Raw genomic sequence first — 17,383 nt, 5'->3', positions numbered from 1 at the left:
GTAGAACGAACGCGGGCGACCTGTCGATCTTCCACGAGCGCCGCCGCCCTCCGCGAGCGAGGCGGACCCGGCGCCGCGCGACGTGCGGCTGTAGGCACCAAAATCGTCGAGAATACGTGTCCGTCCGCCCGTCTACAGCCACAGATGGGCCACCAGTGTCGCTGTAGTACCAGCCGCCCTGGCGCATCGGTGGCTCCGCCGCGCCGGTCGCCGTGCCGTCCGGCCCAGCGAACCCCCTGCGCTCCAGCGCAACCGGTGCAGGCGCGCCCACCGATGGCCGCGAGGCCGGACGTCGCCGGCGCGGCGCAGGCAGTGCATCGATCCCCTGGGGCAGCTCGCGGGCCGCGCAGACCACCGCAGCGAGAATGTCGAGCTCGGCCCGGTGGTCTGCGTCTTGCAGATTCGCATCGTGGCAAACCGAGCTCGATCGAAGGGCGCCGGTTCGATCAGCTCGAATAGAGCATCGCGGACGTCCAGCGCCAGGGGAGGCCTCATGAGCTCTTCGACCATTCGCATCCAGGACTGCATGACCCGGAGCCCACACTCGATCGGCGCCGATCAGAAGGTCGGCCTCGCCCGCGCGCTCATGCGCGGACATCGCATCCGGCACCTGCCGGTGCTGAGCGGCGGCCGGCTGGTCGGCATCCTCTCCGAGCGGGACATCTACTGGATAGAGACGCTCAAGGAGCAAGAGGGGGATGATCTCCTCGTCAGCGAGGCCATGTCGCCGTGCCCCTACGCCGTCGCGCCGAGCGCGCCGCTCTCCGAGGTGGTCCGCGAGATGGCCGAGCACAAGTACGGCTCGGCGGTGGTGCTGAACGGCGCACAGGTCGTCGGCGTCTTCACGACGACCGACGCGCTCGCCGTGCTGGCCGCGCTGCTCATCGAGAAAGAGATCTCCTGACCCGAGGCTCGACCCGCGTGACGGCGCGGCCGGCCATCGCCCGCCCCGACGGCAAACGCGCTCGGTTCATCCCCCCCAAGAACACCGGAAGAAGGCACACGATGCAGCAGACGATCACGGACTGGCGATCGCGCTTCGGCGACAAGATCAAGACGGCCGAGGAGGCCATCCGCGCGATCCCCCCGGGGCGGCGCATCCTCGTCGGCTCGGGCGCCGCGGAGCCGACCGATCTCGTGAACGCCATGGTTCAGTCCGGCGACCACCTCGCCGGCAACGAGATCGTCCACCTGATGACCGAGGGCCCCGCGCCGTATGTCCGCCCCGGTCTCGAGCGGCGGTTCCGTCACACGGCGTTCTTCATCGGCCAGAACGTCCGCGAGGCGATCCACGAGGGGCGAGCCGACTTCATGCCGGTCTTCCTCTCCGAGATCCCGAGCCTGATCCTCTCGGGCCGGGTGCGCATCGATGTGGCCCTCATCCAGGTGAGCCCCCCGGACGCCCACGGCTTCGTCAGCCTCGGCGTCTCCGTCGATATCGTCCGCGCCGCCGTCGACTCGGCGGATCTGGTCCTCGCCGAGGTCAACCCGCGGATGCCCCGCACCCACGGAGACTCGTTCTTGCACGTGGATCGGATAACCCACCTCGTCCCGGTGGACCGCGAGCTCCCCGAGCGCGCGATCGAGCCGCTCGACGACGTCGACCGCGCCATCGGCCGCAACGTGGCGACGCTCGTGCCCGACGGCGCGACGCTCCAGACCGGCATCGGCAAGATCCCGAACGCCGTGCTCGCCGCCCTGGGAGGCAGGAGCGACCTCGGCGTGCACACCGAGATGCTCTCCGACGGCGTGATGGATCTCGTCCAGCGCGGCGTCATCACGAACCGCAGGAAGACCCTCCTGCCGGGGAAGCTCGTGACCTCGTTCCTCCTCGGCAGCCGGGCCCTCTACGCCTGGGCCCACGACAACCCGGTCATCGAGATGCGCGGGTCCGCCTTCACCAACGATCCGCTGACGATCGCGAGGAACGACAGGATGATCGCGATCAACGCCGCCCTCGCCGTCGATCTGACGGGCCAGGTCGCCGCCGACACGCTGATGGGCCGCTTCTTCTCCGGGATCGGGGGGCAGGTCGACTTCATCCGGGGCGCGGCGCGGAGCGCCGGCGGCAAGCCGATCATCGCGCTCCGGTCCACCGCGAAGGACGGCACGATCAGCCGGATCCAGCCGGCGTTCGAGCAGGGCGCCGGCATCGTGACGAGCCGCGGGGACGTGCACTACGTGGTGACGGAGCATGGCGTCGCGGATCTCTGGGGCCGGAACATCCGGCAGCGCGCGCTGGCGCTCATCGAGATCGCCCACCCCGATCACCGCGCCGACCTCCTCGCGGCGGCCAAGCAGCGCCGCTATGTGTTCGGCGATCATGTCGTCTCGCGCGCGGATTACCCCTGACGAGCGCCGGGCTCAGCCACGCATGACTCGCCGCGTCCAGACGGGAGAGCTCCGCGCGAGCCGGTCGAGGCGACCGCGGGATCGCCGCGGGGAGCCCCGCACCGGGACCGCGCAGCACCCCGTGCCGCGCCCCACACGCCGGCGCCGGGGCACGCCTCGCCGGGCTCGCGAGGTGCGTCCCCGGATCCTGCCATGATATAGAGCGCCTCGCCCGTCCATGAGCCCTCTTGATCACAACGATGTCGCCGTGAAGCCCTCCGCCCTCGTGCCCTCGCTCGACGATCCGCTCGACGAGGGATCCGGGGCGCCGGCCGCGCCTGCCTCGGCGTACGACGCGGCGCTCCGGGAGGCCGAGGAGCTCCGCAGGCGCCCCTATGTCTCCGCGGGCCCGGAGAACATCATCCGGCAGCACAGCAAAGGCCGGATGACGATCTGGGAACGCATCCGGGTGCTCACGCCCGAGCCGCCGCGGGTCGTCTTCGAGAACTGGGGGCCCAACTTGGACGGCGCCTCGCTGGTCACCGCGATCCTGCGCATCGGCAGCCGCGACGTGGCGCTGTACGGCCACGATTTCACGATCCGCGCCGGGTCGATGGACGCGACGAACGGCCGCAAGCTCGCGCGGCTGTTCCAGCTCGCGGGAGAGCGGGGCATCCCGCTCATCGGCCTCAACGACAGCGCCGGCGCCTACGTCCCCGCGGGCGTCGGCGGGCTCGACGGCTACGCTGAGGCGTTCGCGGCGCTGCGCAAGATCAGCGGCGTGGTCCCGAGCATCATGTGCATGTTCGGGTTCAACGCGGGCGGCGGCTCCTACCTGCCGCGGCAGGGAAGCTTCGTCATCCAGCCGGGCGGCACGTTCTTCGGCCTGACCGGGGCGGCGGTCGTCAAATCGGTCCTCGGCGAGGTGGTCTCACCCGACGACCTCGGCGGCCCGCGCGTCCACGGCGCCTCGGGGGTGGCCGATCTCACGGTGCCAGACGAGGTGGGCGCGCTGCGCACCACCGTCCGGCTGCTCGGTTACCTGCCGAGCAACAACCGCGAGAGCGCGCCTTTCCAGCGGACGAGCGATCCGGTGGGCCGGGAGACGACCGAGATCGACACGCTCCTCCGCAGGACGATCTCGTCGCCGACGGGCTACAACACGCCGCTCGACATCAACATCATCATCCAGCGCATCTGCGATCACGGCGACTACTTCGAGGTGCAGCCGCAGCGCGCGCGCAACACGATCACCGCGTTCGGGCGGGTCGGCGGGCGCGTCGTCGGCTTCGTGGCGAACAACAGCGCGGTCGCGTCGGGTCAGATCGACGTGGCGGCCGCTTACAAGAACGCGCGCTTCATCCGCTTCTGCAACCTCTACAACATCCCGCTCCTCTTCATGGAGGACACCACGGGGTTCCTCCCGGGCAGGGAGCAAGAGGCGATGGGCATCGTGCAGGCCGGCCGGGCCATGCTCGACGCGATCATCGACGTGCGCACCCCGCGCATCCTGCTGCTCGTGCGCAACGCGTTCGGCGGCGCGTATGCCTCGTTCAACAACTACGCGACCGGCGCGGACGTCGTGCTCGCGCTCCCCACGACCCGCGTCGCCGTGATGGGCCCCGCCGGCAAGGAGTTCGTCTACAAGGACGAGCTCCGCAAGGTGCGCGCGCAGGCGAGCGCCAGGGAGAAGGCCGGCGTCAAGGAGCGGCTCGCCCGCGGCCTGGACGAGGCGAAGGCGAAGGCGGAGGCCCGCGACGAGGCCGCGGCGTGGCTGAAGGCGAGAGAGGCCGAGTTCAGCGCGCGGTACGAGCGGGAGCTCATGAACCCGCGCGAGGGGCTCAGCCTGGGCTCCATCTCGCGGCTCGTGATGCCGCGCGAGCTCCGCTCGGTGATTGCAGAGAACCTCGAGTTCCTGCTGCGGCACTACCAGCCCGGGCCGTTCACCGGTGTTCAGCGGGAGTTCCATTGATCATGGATGGATTCGAGAGCAAGCGAGGTTACGACCGCAACCCCAGGGTGGTGCGCGACCGCAGGCTCGGCCGCTCGAGCTCGGCGTGGGCGCGCTCCTTCGCCGCCGACGACGTGCGGCCGCTGATCGTCTGCCGGGGCCCGATCCGGAAAGAGGCGATGGATGTCTTCGCCCAGATGGGGATCGAGCATTACGGCATCCTCCTGTCGGAGAAGGACTCGATCGTCTACACGCACGCCCTGGCGCCGGAGCTGCGCTGCATCCACCCGGCGCACGTGCACCGCGTGAAGGACTACACCGGCGCCACCAAGGACGAGCGCGTCAAGCTGATGCAGGAGATCGTCGCGATCGCCCGGGCCGGCGGCTACACGCACGTGTTCGCGGGCTACGGCTTCATGGCCGAAGACGGGGAGTTCGTGCGCACGCTCGAGGAGGCGGGGCTCGTCTTCATCGGCCCGCGCTCGTCGGTGCAGCGCGCCGCCGGGCTCAAGGACGAGGCGAAGCGGACGGCGCTCGCGGCCGCGGTCAGCGTGACGCCCGGCATCGACGACGCGACCCGGCGGATCGTGCTCCGCAAGTGGCCCGATCACGCGGCGCTGCGCGCGGCCGCGGCAGACCGCGGGCTGCTCGGCGCGGGCGCCCCGGGCGCCGCGGGCGCGCGGCTCGCCGACGGGATCCCGCTCGCCGAGGCGGCGGACGCCCTGCTCGCGGCGGCGTACGCGCAGCGCGTGGATCTCTACACGACCGACGAGCTCTGCGAGGAGCTCGAGCGGGGCGCGGCCGAGCTGCTCGCTCGCCACCCGGGGCGGCGGATCCGGCTCAAGGCCATCGGCGGCGGCGGCGGCAAGGGGCAGCGGCTCCTCGCCGGCGTCGCGCCCGACGCGGCGCCCCTCGAGGCCGCGGCGCGGGCGCGGGCGGCCGAGGTCCCCGCGCTGGCGCGGGAGGTCCTCGCGGAGGTGAAGGCCGCGGGCGTCGGCGACAACAAGAACATCCTGCTCGAGCTCAACGTCGAGGAGACGCGGCACAACGAGATCCAGCTGATCGGCAACGGCGCGTGGTGCGTCGCGCTGGGCGGGCGCGACTGCTCGCTGCAGATGCACGAGCAGAAGCTGCTCGAGGTGGCGATGACGCAGGAGGGGCTGCTCGAGGCGATCGAGCGGGCGCGCGCGGCCGGCGAGGCGCCGCGCGCGGCGTCGCTCGAGCGCGAGCGCGCGTCGCTCGCCCGGATGGAGGCCGAGGCGGAGCGGTTCGGGCAGGCGGTCGGGCTGAACTCGGCCTCGACGTTCGAGTGCATCGTCGAGGGGGATCACCACTACTTCATGGAGGTCAACACCCGTATCCAGGTCGAGCACCGGGTGTCGGAGCTCTGTTATGGCCTCCGCTTCGAGAACCCGGCCGATCCGGCCGACGCGTTCGAGGTGACCTCGCTCGTCGAGTGCATGGTCCTCCTCGCGCGCCACGGGGAGCGGCTGCCCCGGCCGATCCGCGTCCGGCGGGAAGGGTCCGCGGTGGAGGCGCGCCTCAACGCGACGAACGGCGCGCTGGAGCCCCACGCGGCCGGCATCATCGTGTCCTGGAGCGATCCGCACCCGCACGAGATCCGCGACGATCAGGGCATCTGCGTGAAGAACCCCGACACGGGGGTGTTCATGCATTACCGGGTCGCCGGCGCCTACGACAGCAACATCGCGCTCCTCGTGACCTACGGCGCCTCGCGCGAGGAGGCCTACCAGCGGATCTGCGAGATCCTGCGCACGACCACGCTGCGCGGCAGCGATCTTCACACGAACCTCCTGTTTCATTACGGGCTCGTGCACTGGTTCCTCGCGCGGAGCGTGTGGGCGAAGCCGACGACGGGCTTCGTGGTCCCGTACCTCACGCAGGTCGGCCTGCTCGCGGTGGAGCTCGGGGGGCTCGATTTCGACGCGATGTGGGCCGAGCTCGGCGCCCGTCACGAGCGCCGCCTCGCGGCGCGGGCCGGGGCCGCGGAGGCGACCGGCGGAGGAGCGTTGAAGAAGGTCTTCACGCTGAAGGACACGCTGGTGCGCCGTCCCGTGGAGAAGATCTGCGCGGAGCCGCACCTCCTGTCGGCGTGGCTCAGCCGGAACATGGGGTCGTTCGAGATCCGGTCGGGGCGGGTGCGCTGGCTCAAGAACCCGATCGAGGTGCTCGCGGACACGTACTGGCTGCTCAACATGACGCCGCAGCCGCAGGCGCCCGCGGCCCACGTGATCTGGGATCACGACCAGGAGGTGCTCTCGCGGGCGCTCGGCTTCTACCGGCGCGTCGGCGAGCGGATGGGCCAGGCGGGCGGCGCGCCTTCGTGGCCCGAGCTGCGAGCGCACCTGTCCGGGGATACCGCGCCTCACGGCTACGACGCCGAGCTCTGGCGGCGGGTTCGCGGCTCGCACCTCGGCTTCCAGGCGGGCCTGGAGCTCCTCGACGCGCTGGTCCTCGCGGGGGACGCCGCGCGCTTCTTCGAGCTCCGCGCGCGGGAGGACGGCACGGTCGCCATCCCGGAGCGCCTGCTCGATCGCGAGCTCTCGGCCCGCATGCGCAAGGTGCTCGCGCCGCCGCCCGCCATGCGGGCCAACGAGATCGTCGCGGTCACCGGCGGCATGTTCTACGCGCAGGAGGCGCCGGACCGGCCTCCGCTCGTGACGAAGGGCAGCCATTTCGCCGCCGGCGATCCGCTCTACGTGATCGAGGTCATGAAGATGTTCAACAAGGTGCTCGCGCCGTGCTCCGGCACCATCGAGGAGGTGCTCATCGACGGCGGCGAGGGGACGATCGTGCAGAAGGGCCAGCCGCTCTTCCGCGTGAAGCCCGACGAGGTGCTCGTGGAGGAGGACTCGGCCGAGCGCGCGCGCCGCCGGCGCGAGACGACGCTGCGGTACGTGGACGCGATCTTCGACGCCGAGGGCGCCTGAGGCCGCGGCCTCGAAGCGCGCAACCACCGCGCGGACGAGGGCCCCCAGGTCGACGTCGCGATGGTCCGCGAGGCCTTGGTCACCGAGGAGAGCTCGAGCCGATCGGAGCCCACCGCAACGGTGGCGGTGAGCGTGGGAAACCGCCGCTCGACGAGGTGGAGATTCTGCCGGTCGAGCTGCCTCACCTTGCCGTGGGCGCCCCAGCGGGCCGCGCGAAAGCCGCGCGAAAATCGAACGGCTCGGGCTGCACCATATAGGAGGCGATTGTACTCTCCAATACCGGTGAGGAGGGCAACGATGTGGCCTGCCCCCGCGGGATGCGGTACCCTCGTTGCCGAGCGCGCTCGCGCGATGGGATGACCGACGAACCGAAGGTCAAGGGGGTGGCGTTTCGCTCCGTGGTGGCGAGCTTTGGCAAGCTACGCGGCGAGCCTGTCCAGAAGCGCAGCCTGGATGAGATGTGTGAACCGCTGCGCGACGGCATCCGCTACGGCAGCCTCGTCTCCACCGGCTGGTACCCGATCGCCTGGTACAAGGACCTGTTCCAGGCCATCCGGCGCACGACCGGCGAAGGCAAAGAGCTCATCCACCAGATTGGCCGCCAGTGCACGCACGACGACATGAGCGGCATCTACAAGGTCATCGCGGGCCTCATCTCCCCTTCTACCCTCTTCTCCCTCGGCCAGCGCGTCTTCTCCAACTACTATTCCGCCGGCCACGTCCGTGTCCTCGAATCCCGCCGCGGCTTCACCCGAGCTCTCTGGATCGGCTGCCAAGGCTTCGACGAGAACATGTGGACCGAAGTCGTCGGCTCCTGCGAGCAGCTCCTCGTGATCGGCGGCGCCGACCACGTCCGCCAGCGCATCATCTCCGGCGGTGGCGATAACGACGATCACCTCGAGTTGACCGCGCACTGGAGCTGAGCCCCCGTGGAGTGTACCGGACAGGTCACAGCGGTCGTCATTCACGGAGAGAACGACTCGGTGGTCGGGCCGGACAACGGCCCGAAGGCGCGCGACTTCTGGAGCAGCGCGCTGCCGAGCCGGCCCGCGCGTTCGGCCTCACCGCGGGCTGGCTCGGCGTGTGTGCGGAGGCGCTCCGGACCGGGCGGCTCTCGCTCGGCGCGTGCGTCCACCTGCCCGGGCGCCGTCCACGCTGTTCTCCACGAACATCCGTCCCCCTCTGTGCCAACAAGAGCCTGGACAAGGGTCGGTCGATACTAATCCCGGCGGGATGTCAAGACCCATCTCGCCGAGGTGTTCTGCCTCCGCCTCCGCGCTCTCGGTGACCCCGCCCCAGGCGCCTCCGGCCAGGCCGTGCGGCGGATCGTTGCAGATGCCATTCGTGAGATGGAGCGCGAGCGGCGGGAGCTCGGGGGACAAGCTTTGACTGGCGGGACCTGGCTGCGTGAGTTTTCGGCCACGCAACCCCGGAGCGCGCCAGCGCTCGCGGGCTGCATTACTTCGGGCCGAAGCGTAGCGGCGAGATCCGCGAATCGGGCCAAACTTGGCCAGTCTCAATCAAACTCGGCCACTACCGAATCCGAGGGGGCACTTCATAGTCCCGCAGAGCCCAGCGGCCCCCGCCACTACCGCATGCGGAGATCCAGTTGTTGCAGGCCCAGTCGGCATCCACATACCTATGCCCCACCAGATCCCGACACTGCCGACGTGGTCAGTTCTCCCACTCAGCGTACGAATAGTCATACACAGCCCGGCACTGGTTAGCGCATTCGGGGATCCAGCTGTTGCAGGCCCAGTCGGCATCCCAATAATTATGACCCCACCAGATCCCGACCGCGCCGACCTTCCGCGACCCCAAGTAGTGGCAATTCCAAGCCGTTTTAGATACCCACACCGCTTGCTGCGCGGTTCCAACCGCCTCCGCCGCGTCGGAGTCGATCGACTCCGCGGACCCGGGATCAGCCGCCTCCGCCGCGTCGGGCTGGTTCTCCTGCTCGTCATCGCCTTCGAGGGAAGCCTCGCCAACGCAGCCACCGAGCACGGCTGCGGCACCGAGGAGCGTCAACGGGAGGACCGTCTTGCTGAATAAGCTCATCTCTTTGCTCTCCTGAATTTTTTTTACTGGAGGGGACCGGTCGCATCCCGGTCTCTCTCGCCTGGTGGATGCTGCGGTGGCGGGCCGTCCTTCACCCGATTGTGTTCGGCCCTCACTTTTTCGAAAGCAGCCTCCTGTCGCGCTGGCGATCTCGCTCTCGTCAAGCCGGAGCTCCTCGAGCTACGCATGAGCCGGTGCGCGATGTAGCGGGGGAACAGGGCCGCGGGCGCGCCGATCGGCTCGCCGGGCGCGTGCAGCGCGACCCGGGCGCCGAGCGCCGCGAGGCGCTCGAGCTGCGCGAGGTACACCGCCATTCTGCGAGGTCTTGAGCCCATCGACAGCAGCCTTCGACCGCCAGGAGAAGATGCTCGTCTACGCGCGCGAGGGCGTGCGACACGCGTGGCTGGTCGACCCGATCACGCGGACGCTCGAGGTCCTCGTGCTCGGCGAGGATCGGCGCTGGGGCCCCCGGTGCTCCACCGGGAGGCCGCGCGGGTTCGGATCGAGCCCTTTGACGCCATCGAGCTCGATCTCTCGGTGCTGTGGGCGAAGTAGCAGATCGCCGTCACGCTGCGCTGGCAACGATGTTGCGGCCAGCGCGAAGGTAGGCGGCGCGACGACGCCGCGAGGTGATCCCTCAGCCGGGCGCGCTCGGCGCGACGACGCCGCGAGGTGATCCCTCAGCCCGCGGCAGGGGCACGGTCTCGAGGGCATCCGGGTGGCTTAAAGATCCAGCCTGAAAGACCCGCAGCCCCCGCGATTACGGCAGGTGTCGATCCACTCGTTGCAGGCCCATGTGGCATCCACTGACGTATGGCCCCACCAGATCGTGACCTTGCCGACGTACTCGGCACGATTGATGCACCACCATGTGCTATAATAAACCGCTTCCTCCGCTTGCTGCGCGGTTCCAACCGCCTCCGCCGCGTCGGGGTCGATCGAGTCCGCCGACTCGGGATCAGCCGCCTCCGCCTGGGTCTCCAGCCCGTCATCGCCTTCGAGGGAAGCCTCGCCAACGCAGCCACCGAGCACGGCTGCGGCACCGAGGAGCGTCAACGGGAGGACTCTCTTGCTGAACAAGCTCATCTTTCTATTCTCCTGAGATTTTTACTGGAGGGGACCGTTCTTATCCCGCTCTTGCCTACTGGATGCTGCGGTGGCGGGCCGTCCTTCACCCCATCGTGTGCGGCCCTCACTTTTTCGAAAGCAGCCTCCTGTCGCGCTGGCGATCTCGCTCTCCTCAAGCCGGAGCTCGCGGAGCTCCTCGAGCTCCACGGCGGGGACGCACGAGGCAAGCTCGGAGACGACGCACGCGGGGGAGGCAGAGCCCGCGCGCCCGGCGCGCGCCGCGCGAGATAAGGCTGCTTGCCCCCACGGCGGCATCGCAGTACCCAGCCGAGCATGAGCGCCCGCCCAGCCGCGTTCTCGGCGGCCTTCCTGCGCGATTTTTCAGAAGATTTTCTCTCCATCGACCCGCCCGACCTCGCCACGTTCGGCCGCGGCTGGACCAAGGCCGTCGAGCCGAGGCTGTCCGCGGTCGCCTTCCCGCGCTCAACGGCCGAGGTCTCGCGGCCACATCGGCGACGGCAGCCGTCACATCAACTCCACATCAACGTCATGCAGCCCGATCACCTCAGCTCCTGCGGCGCACCCACGAGGCGGGTCACGCGAGCTTTTCGCTCGTCAAGAGACACCGCGGGAGCATCTCCGCCGAACACGGAATTGGCCTACTCAAGAGAGACTATCTCCCCTATCCTCGCCCGGCCGAGGCGCTCGCGATCGTGAGATCCATCCAGCGGGCGCTCGAGCCCCTGAACCCCATGAACCCCGGAAAGATCCTCGAGGTCTAGGCTCTGTCGGACGGACGTCGCGAGCGAGCCGATCCCGGGGCGAGCATGCGCGGGGCTGTGTCGCTCCTCTGCGCGTGCGCCGCGCTCGCCCCTGCCGCGGCGCGCGCCGAGTGCGCGCGGTGGGCCGCGGACGTGTCGTGGGTCCGCCTGGAGGGGGCCGAGGAGCGGTGCCCCTCGGCGCCCCGGCTCCGCGACGAGATCGCGCGGCGCCTCGGGCGGGAGCTCGCCACGACGGGCGGCGGCCTCTCGATCGAGGCCGTGGTGAAGGGAAACCCCGGGGCATGGTCGGCCCAGATCCGGACCGTCGGGTGCGACGGGACGCCGCCCACGGTGCGCAAGCTCGAGAGCAGCGCGGCGACCTGCGAGGCGATCACCAGCGCAGCAACGCTGGTGATCGCCCTCGCCATCGATCCCACGGCCGCCCTCGCCGCGCCGGCCTCGCCTCCCCTGGCCGGAGCCTCGCCTCCGCCGGAGCCGCCGGAAGCCCCGCCGCCAGGAGCCCCGCGGCCGGAGCCGCCGCGAGGCGCCCCGGCAGAGCCCGCGACGCAGGTGGAATCCTCGCGCGCCGCGCCCCCGCCGCTCCCCGACGCGGAGCGCGAGCCTCGCCCTGGGGCCTCGGTCACGCTGCGCGGGCTCGCCACCACGGGCCTCCTCCCGGTGATCGGGCCCGGCGTCGCATGGGCGGCCGAATGGTCCGTCGCGCCGCGCTGGACCACCGCGTCGGGACTGCTGTGGCTCCCGGAGCAGCGCACAGCCGAGCCGGCCCTCGCGTTCGGCCTTACCGCGGGCTGGCTCGGCGTGTGCGCGGAGGCGCTCCGGACCGGGCAGCTCTCACTCGGCGCGTGCGTCCACCTGCTCGCGGGCGCCGTCCATGCTGTCATCCATGAACATCCGTCGGTGCTCCCCGTCGACCCGGGAGCCCGGCTCTGGGTCAGCCCCGGTGTGGGCACGCGCCTCGCCGTGCGTGTGGTCGGTCCGCTCCGTCTCGAGACCGGAATCGACCTTAACTTTCCGCTTACGCGATACCGTTTCCAGCTCCAGGGGAACGAGCAGCCGGTCTTCGAGCAGCCGGTGATTGCCGGCGCGCTCTTCGGAGGGGCCGGGATCGCGTTTTGATGAAGGACCCCTCGGACGTCGGCATTCAGACGAGCGTGGAGCAATGTCTGGACGCAGAGGTCCGCGCCGGACCCAGGCCGCCCCGTGGCTTCGCCGCGGTGCACGCCGAGCACGCCGGCTTCGTGTGGGCCACGCTGCAGCGGTTCGGTATCCATCCGCCGGACCTCGAGGACGCGTTCCAGGACGTCTTCGTCGTGGTCCAGCGGCGTCTCCCCGCCTTCGACTGGGCCTGTCCGGTCACGACATGGCTCTTCGCCATCTGCCGGCGCGTCGCCGCCTCGCACCGCCGGCGCGCGCAGCGCTCGCTCGTCGGCGAGGACGTCCACGACGTCGCGGATCCCGCGTCGGGCCCCGAGGAGATCGCCTCCGGGAAGCAGGCGAGAGAGCGGCTCGAGCGCATCCTCCAGGCGATGGACCTCGATCGGCGCGCCGTCTTCGTGATGTTCGAGATCGAGGAGATGCCATGCAGCGAGATCGCCGATCTGATCGGCATCCCCGTGGGCACGGTCTACTCGCGCCTTCACGCGGCGCGGAAAGAGTTTGCGGCGCTGCTGAAGAGGATCGAGGCCGAGCGCGCGCGACGAGGGGGCATATGAGCGAACCGAAGCGGTGGATCGAGGAGGATGGAGGCGCCCCGGCCGGGGCGCGCGAGCTGCTGCGTTCGGCCGTGCGCCCGCGGCCGATGACGCCCGTCGAGGCGGCGCGCACGGCGGCCCGCGTGGCACCGCTCGCGGCGGCCCCGAACGGCGGCGCCGCGCTGCCCATGTGGGCGAAGGGCCTGCTCGTCGTGGCGGGCCTCGGGGCCGGCGGCCTCGCCCTCCACGGCGCCGTTCGCCAAGGACAGCGCGACGCCGCGCTGGCCCAACCGCCGCCTCGGCTGGAGCACCTGTCGGCGGAGCGCCTCCTCTCGAGCGCGCGGGGCGCCCTGCGCTCCGTGGAAGCGGCGCCGGCTGCCTCTGCGCAGGATCTACCGTCCCTGGCCGCCGAGGCGCCCCATCCGGCCGCGTCCGCCCCTCGCCGGGAGCCGCCGCGCGACGTCGGCCAGAACGTCCGGCAGAGCGAGCCCGCGCCGCCTCCTGCGCCGACCGGGAGCGCGGCGTCCGACCGCGACGACCTGCTCCGGGAGGCGACGCGCCTGGAGCAGGCCAGGGCGCTGCTCGCGCGGTCGCCGGAGGCCTCCCTCGCGGCGCTGGACGAGCACAGGCGCGAGTTTCCGAGAGGCCAGCTCACGGCAGAGCGGGAGTTCATCGCCATCGACGCGCTGGTGCGGCTCGGCCGCACGGAGGAGGCGCACGCGCGCGCGGAGGCATTTCTCACGAGGCATGCGTCGAACCCCTATGCCGGACGGGTGCGCCGCCTCGTCGGCAGGGCCCCTGCAGGCAGCACCCATTGACACGACACGCTCGCGTGAGTTCACCGGCGAGCTCGGAGGCATCCATGCGACAGGAGACGATCTCGATGAAGCTAGCCCAGCCCACGGCGGCCTTCCGCGCGGGCGCCCCGCGATTCCTGGCCGTCCTTCTCTCGACGGGCACGGCGCTCGCGGGGTGCACCACCGAGATCGCCGTCATCGGTCGCGACCTCGGCGCCACGACCTCGTCGTCACCCGCCTCGTCCTCGTCCACCGCCGGCGGTGATGACCCCGGCACCCTCGATCCCGGCGCTGGCGGCGGCTCTCCCCAAGGCAGCGCCGGCGCTGGCGGGGACGAGCGTTGCGAGCCGAAGCTCGCGGGGGTGGTGCGCGACTTCAAGGCCTTCGGCTCTGACGGCGGGCACCCCGACTTCGAGAACTTCGCGGGCGACGGCCTGAAAGGCATCGTCGAGCCCGAGCTCGGCCCCGACGACAGGCCGGTCTATGCCCATGAGGGCGGCACGGAGCACACGACCGGGCCCGAGGCGTTCTATCAGTGGTATCACGACGACCCCACGGTCAACATACCGATCCGGTACGACGTCCCTCTCCAGGTGAGCGAAAGCGGCCTCGGGGTCTTCTCGGGAGACCAGTTCTTCCCCATCGACGATCGGGGGTGGGGCAACGAGGGGAACATCCACAACTTCGGCTTCACGTACGAGCTCCACATGACGTTCAACTACCAGCCCCGCGGCGTCTTCTTCTTCAACGGCGACGACGACCTCTGGGTGTTCATCAACAGGCGCCTCGCGATCGACATGGGCGGGCTCCACGTCCCGACCTCGGCGCTCCTCGAGCTCGACGCGCACGCCGAGGAGCTCGGCATCGAGGTCGGCAAGGAGTATCCGCTCGACTTCTTCTACGCGGAGCGCCGCGGCGGCAGTGCGGTGTTCACGATGATGACGTCGTTCAAGTTCACGAACTGCGCCCCGATCCTGAAGTAGCGCCGAGAGCGCGCTCACGTGCGCCTCGAGGCTCAGCCGCGCGAGCGGCCAGAGGGGGGCGGCACGCGGGCGCACGGCGGCCTCGCCCACCATCGGGTGGGATCAAGGGCAATTGCGCTGCCGAAACCTCGCCCCGTGAGGTTTCGACCGCGCAGCACGGAGCGCGCCAGCGCTCGCGGGCTGCACTACATCTGGCCGAGACGCAGCGGCCCGGCGTGTGGAGCACGCTGAGCGCCATCGGCACCGGCCCGCCGAGACGCACGACGTCCCCATCCGAGAGGTGGCGCGCGACGTGAGCCTTCCGTCCGGTACGCGCGGCGCGACGCCGCCGCGAGATGATCCCGCGGCACGCGCCAGGGGCGCGGTCCCGAGGGCATCCGCGTGGCTTACTCCTCACAGATACGAAGGATTAAAAGAAGGCGGGGCTGCTGGGCGGGAACGCCGCGTCGGCCAGGCGACACAGGGGGCGCAGGGAGGGAGGCAGTTTTATTGTCGTGAGGGGATCAAAAGCTACTTGGCAGCGCTGCTCAAATAGGTATCCGCAACCGTGCAGCCCCCGTTATTGCCGCATATGGAGATCCAGTTATTGCAGGCCCAGATGGCATCGGCTTTCCTATGGCCCCAGTTGATCGAGACACTGCCGACGTAGTCACCACGCAGCTTGCAATTCCATGTGGTAACGAGCGCTTGCTGCGCGGCTCCAACCGCCTCCGCCGCGTCGGCGTCGATCGCGTCCGCTGACCCGGGATCAGCCGCCTCGGGCTGGGTCTCCTGCTCGTCATCGCCTTCGAGGGGAGCCGCACCGACGCAGCCACCGAGCACGGCTGCAGCACCGAGGAGCGTCATCGGGAGGACCAACTTGCTGAACAAGCTCATCTCTTCTGTCTCCTGAGATTTTTTACTGGAGCGGACCGTTCACATCCCGCTCGCTTGCGCCTAGTGGATGCTCGGGTGACGGGCCGTCCTTCACCAAATCGTCCGCGGCCGTCTCTTCAGCGCCGGTCCCCCTCGCCCGCCGCCCGATGCACCGCTCGATCCGGTACCGGCCGGCGAAGATGGCTCCGAGAGTGAGGTTCGATGACACCTGCGTCTCTCTCTCAGCATACATCGGCGTGGTGAGCCCGTGACGATGCGGAAAATTGCGCTGCTCAGGGCTTGACCTCGCGGCCGACCCTCCGGCAGACTCCCGCGCCTCGAGCACCTATGCCGCACAAAGTCTGCGCCGCCACGCCGTTCGCGCTGGCGTCCGCCTTGCTCCTCCAGGCCGGAGCCGTCCGCGCGTCGGGCGCGCTCGAGATCACCGGCGCTCCTACGAGCGCCAACGGGCTGAACGCACGAGCGCTCGCGCGGGGACCGGAAGCCGCGTTCTTCAACCCCGCGCTCCTGCCGTACGCGGCGGCGACGACGCAAGCGGGCTTCTTCGTGCTCGTCACGCACGGCGACATCACCCTCGCCCCGCGCCCCCCTGGCGTCGACGTGCCCGAGTCGGTGTACGATGGCCAGATCCGGAATCCGGACGGCTCGACCTCTCGGCTCACCCACCGGCCCATGCCGGGGTCGAAGCTCCCGAGCCCGCGGGATGACACGCGCGACCGGCAGACCAACACGTACGCGACCGTCGGGTTCGTGAGGCCGCTCTACGAGGACCGCCTCGTCCTGGGCTTCTACGCCCTGCTGCCGCTGAGGAGCTTCCAGGAGCAGCGGGCCTTCTTCGCCGACGAGCGCGCGCAGTACTTCTCGAATCGGCTGGAGTTCGAGCTGCTGGGAGATCGGTTGTCGGTCACCAGCCTGGCCGTGTCGATGGCTGGCCGGATCACCCGCTGGCTGTCCGTCGGGGCGGGCGTCGACGTCACGATCGGCACCAGCGCGCGGACCGCCGTCCACGTGCCCGACGCGAGCGACCAGCGGACCGCCCTCATCAACCCCGACGTGGAGGTCGAGAGCGTCTTCGCCCCTTACTTCGCCTTCGCGACCAGCCCGGCACCGTGGCTGCGCCTCTCGGCCACGCTCCACCTCGCCTCGGCGTCGGACACCGACGGCGAGAACAGGATCCGCTTCTGGAACTACACCTATCCGGAGGGCGAGAGCTCGGTCCCCCAGGCCTACCGCTTGACCCTCGGCCACCAGCCGACCCGCGTCGGCGTCGGGGCCTCGATCATGGGTCCGCCGAGCGAGGACGGAGGGCGCGCGCGCGCCGCGCGCTCGAAGAGCCCGGCGCTGCCCTCCTGGGAGATCGGCGGGCACGCGCTCCTGACGCGGTGGTCAGAGTACCGCGATCGGCACGCGGAGACCCCGCCCGACCCGTGGTCGAGCACGGTGTCCGTGGGGCTCGGCGGCGCGATCGCGCTGGGGAGCCGCAGGTTCTCCGCCGACGTCGCCTTCACGCCGTCTCCCGTGCCGGACCAGACCGGAAGGACCAACTACGTCGACAACCCGCGCATCGCGGCCAGCGCCTCGTTCGAGACGCCGGTGTCGCTCTTCGGCGCCGACTTCGGCGTGGGAGCGTTCCTGCACGGCCAGCTGCTCGTGCCACGGGAGGTGTCGAAGAGCCCGTCCGCCAGGAACCCCGTCATCGACGAGGTCCCCGACAACCTTGTCGACATCGTGAGCGGCGAGCCGCTCGACGGCGCCCGGGGGCTGCAGACGAACAACCCAGGTTATCCCGGCTTCTCCAGCGGCGGCTGGCTGGCCGGCGCCGGATTCGTCCTGCGGCTGCCTGAGTGAGCAGCGCAGCGAAGCCGGCGTCCTCTCGATCGGAGGCCCGGAGGCGC

General features: G+C 70.4%; 14 protein-coding genes and 1 pseudogene. 12 read left to right on the top strand and 3 right to left on the bottom strand.

The genetic code is table 11. The annotated features are described in order from the left end of the window. Nucleotides 1-493: 493 nt before the first annotated feature. The 5 genes from WMF12_RS17365 (at nt 494) to WMF12_RS17345 (ending at nt 8,156) form a co-directional block, all read left to right on the top strand. On the top strand, nt 494-904 hold the full coding sequence (locus tag WMF12_RS17365; RefSeq protein WP_437872645.1) for a CBS domain-containing protein: 411 nt from the start codon (nt 494-496) through the stop codon (nt 902-904). 101 nt (nt 905-1,005) lie between these two features. Continuing rightward, a complete protein-coding gene (locus tag WMF12_RS17360; RefSeq protein ID WP_437872644.1) occupies nt 1,006-2,352 on the top strand; it encodes an acetyl-CoA hydrolase/transferase family protein in 1,347 nt (448 codons plus the stop codon). Between the two features lie 217 nt (nt 2,353-2,569). Continuing rightward, nucleotides 2,570-4,303 (top strand): acyl-CoA carboxylase subunit beta, encoded by a 1,734-nt coding sequence (locus tag WMF12_RS17355; RefSeq protein WP_437872643.1) that lies wholly within the window; start codon nt 2,570-2,572, stop codon nt 4,301-4,303. A gap of 2 nt (nt 4,304-4,305) precedes the next feature. Continuing rightward, nucleotides 4,306-7,233, top strand: coding sequence for a biotin/lipoyl-containing protein (locus WMF12_RS17350; RefSeq protein WP_437872642.1), 2,928 nt, complete (start codon nt 4,306-4,308; stop codon nt 7,231-7,233). Between the two features lie 356 nt (nt 7,234-7,589). Next, complete coding sequence (locus WMF12_RS17345; protein WP_437872641.1) at nt 7,590-8,156, top strand: hypothetical protein; 567 nt, start codon at nt 7,590-7,592, stop codon at nt 8,154-8,156. A gap of 751 nt (nt 8,157-8,907) precedes the next feature. Here the strand turns inward: WMF12_RS17345 and WMF12_RS17340 are convergent. Then, nucleotides 8,908-9,291, bottom strand: a complete 384-nt coding sequence (locus WMF12_RS17340) for a hypothetical protein (protein ID WP_437872638.1) — start codon at nt 9,289-9,291, stop codon at nt 8,908-8,910. A 316-nt stretch (nt 9,292-9,607) separates the two neighbouring features. Between WMF12_RS17340 and WMF12_RS17335 the strand changes: the two are divergent. Beyond that, nucleotides 9,608-9,846: pseudogene (locus tag WMF12_RS17335) on the top strand (Uma2 family endonuclease); the annotation flags it as partial. 168 nt (nt 9,847-10,014) lie between these two features. On the opposite strand, the gene WMF12_RS17330 reads toward WMF12_RS17335, so the two are convergent. After that, entirely contained in the window at nt 10,015-10,377 is a 363-nt protein-coding gene (locus WMF12_RS17330) for a hypothetical protein (RefSeq protein ID WP_437746756.1), read from the bottom strand. A gap of 62 nt (nt 10,378-10,439) precedes the next feature. Here WMF12_RS17330 and WMF12_RS17325 point away from each other — a divergent pair, with 62 nt between their 5' ends. Genes WMF12_RS17325 through WMF12_RS17305 form a run of 5 tightly spaced genes read left to right on the top strand, consistent with a single transcriptional unit; the run spans nt 10,440 to nt 14,612 of the window. After that, complete coding sequence (locus tag WMF12_RS17325) at nt 10,440-11,141, top strand: FAD-linked oxidase C-terminal domain-containing protein (protein WP_437872637.1); 702 nt, start codon at nt 10,440-10,442, stop codon at nt 11,139-11,141. A 45-nt stretch (nt 11,142-11,186) separates the two neighbouring features. Further along, nucleotides 11,187-12,257, top strand: coding sequence for a hypothetical protein (locus WMF12_RS17320; RefSeq protein ID WP_437872636.1), 1,071 nt, complete (start codon nt 11,187-11,189; stop codon nt 12,255-12,257). Continuing rightward, entirely contained in the window at nt 12,257-12,853 is a 597-nt protein-coding gene (locus WMF12_RS17315) for an RNA polymerase sigma factor (RefSeq protein WP_437746753.1), read from the top strand. Before WMF12_RS17320 ends, WMF12_RS17315 begins: the two co-directional genes overlap by 1 nt. Continuing rightward, complete coding sequence (locus WMF12_RS17310; protein ID WP_437872635.1) at nt 12,850-13,650, top strand: hypothetical protein; 801 nt, start codon at nt 12,850-12,852, stop codon at nt 13,648-13,650. The genes WMF12_RS17315 and WMF12_RS17310 overlap by 4 nt, the downstream gene beginning before the upstream one ends. 44 nt (nt 13,651-13,694) lie before the next feature. After that, complete coding sequence (locus WMF12_RS17305) at nt 13,695-14,612, top strand: fibro-slime domain-containing protein (protein WP_437872634.1); 918 nt, start codon at nt 13,695-13,697, stop codon at nt 14,610-14,612. A 510-nt stretch (nt 14,613-15,122) separates the two neighbouring features. On the opposite strand, the gene WMF12_RS17300 is transcribed toward WMF12_RS17305, so the two are convergent. Beyond that, entirely contained in the window at nt 15,123-15,488 is a 366-nt protein-coding gene (locus tag WMF12_RS17300; protein WP_437872633.1) for a hypothetical protein, read from the bottom strand. Between the two features lie 327 nt (nt 15,489-15,815). Between WMF12_RS17300 and WMF12_RS17295 the strand changes: the two genes are divergently transcribed. Further along, the gene (locus WMF12_RS17295; protein WP_437872632.1) at nt 15,816-17,336 is read left to right on the top strand and encodes a hypothetical protein; all 1,521 of its coding nucleotides are present in this window, start codon (nt 15,816-15,818) and stop codon (nt 17,334-17,336) included. The last annotated feature ends 47 nt before the right edge of the window (nt 17,337-17,383 follow it).

The sequence above is a fragment of the Sorangium sp. So ce363 genome, from assembly GCF_051520435.1.
GTDB lineage: Bacteria > Myxococcota_A > Polyangia > Polyangiales > Polyangiaceae > Sorangium > Sorangium cellulosum_B.
Note: the sequence above shows the minus strand (reverse complement) of the source record. Positions and strands in the feature narration are given on the sequence as shown.